The 4,870-nt window shown below is 70.6% G+C and carries 6 protein-coding genes; 3 read left to right on the top strand and 3 right to left on the bottom strand.

Annotated elements, in window-relative coordinates:
* Window positions 1-210: 210 nt before the first annotated feature.
* Together pheA and ACN27A_RS34465 are read left to right on the top strand one after the other, a co-directional pair.
* Window positions 211-1,143, top strand: a complete 933-nt coding sequence (gene pheA, locus ACN27A_RS34470) for a prephenate dehydratase (RefSeq protein WP_421459211.1) — start codon at window positions 211-213, stop codon at window positions 1,141-1,143.
* Complete coding sequence (locus ACN27A_RS34465; protein ID WP_421459209.1) at window positions 1,140-1,844, top strand: histidine phosphatase family protein; 705 nt, start codon at window positions 1,140-1,142, stop codon at window positions 1,842-1,844. The genes pheA and ACN27A_RS34465 overlap by 4 nt, the downstream gene beginning before the upstream one ends.
* Here ACN27A_RS34465 and ACN27A_RS34460 read toward each other — a convergent pair.
* From ACN27A_RS34460 to ACN27A_RS34450, 3 genes are read right to left on the bottom strand one after another with little or no spacing between them, the layout of a single operon-like run.
* Window positions 1,824-2,030 carry a hypothetical protein gene (locus ACN27A_RS34460; RefSeq protein ID WP_421459208.1) on the bottom strand — a complete coding sequence of 69 codons (207 nt, stop codon included), beginning with the start codon at window positions 2,028-2,030 and terminating at the stop codon, window positions 1,824-1,826. The two genes, ACN27A_RS34465 and ACN27A_RS34460, sit on opposite strands and share 21 nt — an antisense overlap.
* A 45-nt stretch (window positions 2,031-2,075) precedes the next feature.
* Entirely contained in the window at window positions 2,076-2,420 is a 345-nt protein-coding gene (locus ACN27A_RS34455) for a metallopeptidase family protein (protein WP_421459213.1), read from the bottom strand.
* A 10-nt stretch (window positions 2,421-2,430) separates the two neighbouring features.
* Window positions 2,431-3,849: a septum formation family protein gene (locus ACN27A_RS34450; protein ID WP_421459207.1), complete on the bottom strand. Its 1,419-nt coding sequence runs from the start codon at window positions 3,847-3,849 to the stop codon at window positions 2,431-2,433.
* Window positions 3,850-3,952: 103 nt separating this feature from the next.
* Between ACN27A_RS34450 and ACN27A_RS34445 the strand changes: the two genes are divergently transcribed.
* Window positions 3,953-4,870 (top strand): aminoacyl--tRNA ligase-related protein (locus ACN27A_RS34445; protein ID WP_421459205.1); only part of this gene is annotated, 918 nt, incomplete at its 3' end.

The raw sequence follows: 4,870 nt of genomic DNA, 5'->3' as shown, positions 1-4,870 counted from the left end.
CTTCCCGCCACGGCGAGCATTGCGCCGCCGGCCCGGGCGCATGCGCTGCGGATCCGCTCCGCGGTGGTGGGTGCCGAAGTCGGTGCTGGAGCCACCATGACGCCGCCTTTCATTGGTAAGGTGAGCCTTACTTAACTTGATGTGGCCGCGATGCGCAAGGCCTTCCTCGCAGCGGAACGGGATTACCACGGGAACCGATACGCTGGTGCGGTGCCCGGCATCGCGTATCTCGGCCCCGAAGGAACGTTCACCGAGGCGGCGCTGCGTGCGATCGAGACCCGCGGTCTGATCCCGCCCCCGCAGACCCCGGACGGCTCGGAGCTCAACGGTGTTCCCACCGACAGCACCCCCGCCGCGCTGGCGGCCGTGCGCGCCGGCGACGCCGACTACGCCGTCGTGCCGATCGAGAATTCGATCGACGGGTCGGTGTCGCCCACCCTCGACAGCCTCGCCGCGGGTGCGCCGCTGCAGATCTACGCCGAGTTGACCCTCGACGTCTCCTTCACCATCGCCGTTCCCCCCGGCGGGTCGGGCAGCGCCGTGCGCACCGTGGCCGCGTTCCCGGTCGCAGCCGCCCAGGTGAAGAACTGGCTGGCCGCACACCTGCCGGAAACTCGACTGGTACCCGCGAACTCGAACGCCGCCGCCGCCCAGGACGTCGCGGCCGGCCATGCCGACGCGGCCGTCACCACGGCCCTGGCCGCGCAGCGGTACGGGCTGGAGGCGTTGGCCGCCGACGTCGTTGACGAACCCAATGCGCGAACCCGCTTCGTGCTCGTCGGCCGGCCGGGCAAACCGCCGACGAGCACCGGCACCGACCGGACCTCGGTGGTGCTGCGGTTGGACAACGTTCCCGGCGCCCTGGTCGCGGCGATGACCGAGCTGGCCATCCGCGACATCGACCTCACCCGGATCGAATCCCGGCCGACCCGTACCGAGTTGGGCACCTATGTGTTCTTCCTCGACTTCGTCGGCCACATCGACGACGACTCGGTCGCCGAGGCGCTGCGGGCGCTGTACCGGCGCTGTGCCGACGTCCGCTACCTGGGCTCCTGGCCCACAGGTGAGGCCGTGGGCAGCGCACCGCCCGCGATGGACGACGCCGCCACCTGGCTCGAGGGGCTGCGGGAGGGACAGCGGTGAGCGGCAGGTTGGTGCTGGTGCGCCACGGCCAGTCGCACGGCAACGTGGCCCGGCGTCTCGACACCGTTCCGCCCGGGGCGGAACTCACCGACCTCGGCCGTGATCAGGCTCGCGGGTTCGCTCTCGGACTGGCCGAACCACCGGCGATGATCGTGCACTCGATCGCCACCCGGGCCGTGCAGACCGCCACCGAGATCAGTTCCGCGGCGGCGGCGGTGACCGTCACCGGGTTGTGCGAGTTCGAAGGCATCCACGAAGTCCATGTCGGAGACCTGGAGAACCGCAGTGACGAGGCAGCCCACGACGAGTTCAACGACGCCTACCGCCGGTGGCACCGCGGCGAGCTGGAGCTGAGGTTGCGCGGCGGGGAGAGCGGCGAACAGGTGTTGGAGCGGTATCTGCCGGTCGTCGAGCAACTGCGCCTGCGCTATCTCGACGACGCCGCCTGGCACGGCGACATCGTGGTGGTCAGTCACGGTGCGGCGATCCGGCTCGTCTCGGCGGTGCTGGCCGGCGTCGACGCCGAATTCGCGATCGACCACCACCTGGCGAACACCGAATCAGTGGTGCTGTCTCCCGTCACCGACGGGCGATGGAGCTGCCTGCGCTGGGGCAAGGCCACCCCGCCGTTCGAACCCGACCCCGCCGCGGTGACCGTGCAGGACGGCGGTACGTCGGGTTCAGCCGACCCGATGGGCTGAGTCGGCAACCGCCACGTCCAGCGCGCAGCTGCAGCCCACCGCGTCGCAGTCGAGGTGCAACGCGTGGGCGACCTCGGTCACGACGCAGTCCGGTTCGGTGCATTCCGGGCGACGGTACGGGTGGTGGATCAGCGCGCCGTGGCAGTGCTCCAGACCCGCCCGGCAGGCGCGGCACTGTTCGGTCATATCCCGTTCATAGCAGCCGCCGCCGACCGAATCGGGTTGCCGCGCTCAGGCCCAGCCGAGTTCGTGGAGGCGCTCGTCGTCGATGCCGAAGTGGTGGGCGATCTCGTGGATCACCGTGATAGCCACCTCCTCGACCACCTGCTGCTCGTCGTCGCAGATATCCAGCAGCGCGTCGCGATAGATGCTGATGGTGTCGGGCAGCGACCCGGCGTAGAACGAGTCGCGCTCGGTCAGCGCCACCCCCTCGTAGAGGCCCAACAGGTCGGGCTCGTCGGCGTTGCGATCGGCGACCAGGACGACCACGTTGTCGATCGCCGAGGCCAGCTGCGGCGGCAACAGGTCGAGCGCATCGCCGACCAGCTCTTCGAACCGTTGCGGGCTCATCCGCACGGTCACCGGGCTAGACGCCCGGCGGCGGTGGCGGCAGGGGTTCCGCCGGCGGTGGCGGCAGCGGTTCCGCGGGCGGTGGAGGTGGTGGCGGCAACAGGCCGGGCGGCGGTGGCAGCGGCTCGGCCGGTGGTGCGCCGGGTGGCGGGGGTGCCGGTGCGGGCGGCGGTCCGTTGAGGAACGTGTTGCCGGCCGGTGCCGGCTCCTCGGCCGGCGGCGGTCCTTCGGGCTGCCCGCCGGTGGCCAGCTGCGGCAGGTGCTGGGTCTCGCTGCCGCTCGAAGACGAGCCCGACGACGACCCTGACGAGGACGAGGACGACCCTGACGAGGACGACGGCAGGCTGACGTCGGGAACCGGGATCGGCGGGAGGTTGAGCCGCTCGGCCGGGATGTCCGGGGGCGGTACCGGCGGTTGGCCGTTGATCAGCAGCGGCCCCTTGGCGCTGTTGAGCAGTGTCGACCAGCCGCCGTTGCCCAGGGTCGCGCCGATGCTGCAGGACACCTGGCGGCTGCCGGCCGACCAGCTCGGCAACGAAATCGTGCTGTAGACCAGGGTCAGCGTGGTGTTGCGCAGCTCGATCGGCGCCAGGTAGGCGTCGGTGATCTCGGTGCAGGTGTCCTTGATGAAGGTGTCCTGCTCGGGTTCGGGCGGCAGGGCGTCGGGGAAGCGCTCGGCGAGGTTGACCGCGCCGGTGACCTCCATCGAGTGCGGGGCCGCGCAGTCCACCGGGATGTCGGTGGGCTGATTGGTCGCCGGGTCGATGCCCAGGCAGGTCCCCGGCGGCCACACCTTGGACTGGTCGATCTCGGCGATCTTGCCGGTGAAAGCCAGTTGCTGATTGTTTGGCCCGGGTAGCTGCAGGCCGCAGAGCATCCTGCGCTCGCCCGTGGTGCGCCACGCCTTCTCCCCGGACCACAGCATGCTGACCGTGAACCGGCTGTTGGGGTCGAAGCGTGCGCCGAGGTAACGCTTGACCGCGGCCGAGCACTGTTCCTGGCTGATCTGCTGGATGCGGGCCGCCGACGGCGGTGCGGCCTCGGGGCCGTACTCGCTGCCCGGGAAGGTGCGCATGTCCACCGACTCCGCGACCTCGAACCGGTGCTCGTCGACGCAGTCGACGATCTCGGCGGCATCCGGGGTGCGGTCAGGCCAGTTCAAGCAGTCCCCGGCCGAGGCGTGGTCGAAGGTGTCGTTGCCGCGGGGTCCCAGGGAGATCGCGTTGGCGGTCAGCCCGCTGGTCCGCTCGGTCTGCGGCAGCGCGGTGATGACCCCGGCGATCAGCAGCCCGCCCAGCGCGGTGAGCAGCAGCGCACGCCGGGTCGACTCGGCCTGCAGGCTGCGCCACCGCGTCTTGGGCCGCGTTGTCTCGTCGCGGCCCTGGCCCACGTCCGCGCCGGATTCGTCGTGCATGTCCACTGGTCCCTCCACCATCGCGCTCCATTGTGACAGGCGTGTCAGGTGTAGTGACAAGAGATGCAGTTGTAACGTAATGCGGTTGTGCCGGTCCGGTCGCCGACCCCGTAGGGTTTCCCGCGTGATCGACCTCAAGGTGTTGCGAGAAGACCCCGACCGTGTGCGCGCCTCGCAGCTGGCCCGCGGTGAGGATCCCGGCCTCGTCGACGCGCTGTCCAGTGCTGACGCCGCGCGCCGGGCGGCCATCTCGGCGGCCGACACCCTGCGGGCCGAGCAGAAGTCGGCCAGCAAGCTCGTCGGTAAGGCCTCGCCGGAGGAACGCCCCCGCCTGCTGGCCGCGGCCAAGGAGCTCGCCGAGCAGGTCAAGGCCGCCGAGGCCGCCCAGACCGACGCGGAGAACGCGTTCACCGCGGCGCACATGGCCATCTCCAACGTGATCATCGACGGGGTGCCCGCCGGTGGCGAGGACGACTGGGTGCTGCTCGACACCGTGGGTGAGCCGCCGGCGATACCCGAGCCCAAGGACCACATCGAACTCGCCGAATCGCTGGGGCTGCTGGACATGGAACGCGGAGCCAAGGTCGCCGGTTCGCGGTTCTATTTCCTGACCGGCCGGGGGGCACTGCTGCAGCTGGGGCTGCTGCAGCTCGCGGTCCGGGTCGCCACCGAGAACGGCTTCACGCTGATGATCCCACCGGTGCTGGTGCGTCCCGAGATGATGGCGGGAACCGGCTTCCTCGGCGCCCACGCCGACGAGGTGTACCGGGTGGAGGCCGACGATCTGTATCTGGTCGGGACCTCCGAGGTGCCGCTGGCGGGTTACCACGCCGGCGAGATCCTGGACCTCTCGGCCGGCCCGAAGCGCTACGCCGGCTGGTCGTCGTGCTTCCGGCGGGAGGCCGGCAGCTACGGCAAGGACACCCGCGGCATCATCCGGGTGCATCAGTTCGACAAGGTCGAGGGATTCATCTACTGCCGCCCCGAGGACGCCGAGGCCGAGCACGAGCGGCTGCTGGGCTGGCAGCGTCAGATGCTGGCC

Source organism: Micromonospora sp. WMMD737 (assembly GCF_049179055.1).
Classification (GTDB): domain Bacteria; phylum Actinomycetota; class Actinomycetes; order Mycobacteriales; family Micromonosporaceae; genus Micromonospora; species Micromonospora reichwaldensis.
This window is presented reverse-complemented; position numbering and strand designations above follow the sequence as displayed.